This window comes from Robertmurraya sp. DFI.2.37, assembly GCF_029211245.1.
Taxonomy (GTDB): Bacteria; Bacillota; Bacilli; order Bacillales; family Cytobacillaceae; genus Robertmurraya; species Robertmurraya methanolica_A.
In genome coordinates, this window is sequence record NZ_JARGEJ010000308.1 from 1 (window position 1) to 397 (window position 397).

Here is a 397-nt window from a genome sequence, read left to right on the forward strand (position 1 = left end):
TCGCTATCGTCAGAAGTTTCTGGTACAGTTGATTGCCGCTTCTATGTTCCCGTTGGCAGGATTGTACATCAATGATTTTTATGGGCTATTCGGTATTCATGCGGTTTCTCCTTTCATCGGTGTTCCTCTTACCTTGGTGCTCGTGATTTTTATCACCAATGCAATCAACCTAATAGACGGCATTGACGGTCTGGCATCGGGACTGAGTATGGTAGCATTGTCCGTCTTTGGCACACTGGCTGTCATTGATGACAGATGGATGAGTGCATTGCTGGCTTTTACTACCGTGGGAGTGTTGCTTCCGTTCTTTTTTTATAATGTATTTGGAAATGCGGATAGGGGACGGAAAATCTTTATGGGAGATACTGGAAGTCTTACCTTGGGCTATATATTAAGT

The 397-nt window shown here is 43.8% G+C and carries 1 protein-coding gene; it reads left to right on the forward strand.

Annotated elements, in window-relative coordinates; translation table 11 throughout:
- Positions 1-397: MraY family glycosyltransferase (locus PZE06_RS26640; protein WP_275792189.1), on the forward strand; the 397-nt coding region annotated here is incomplete at both ends.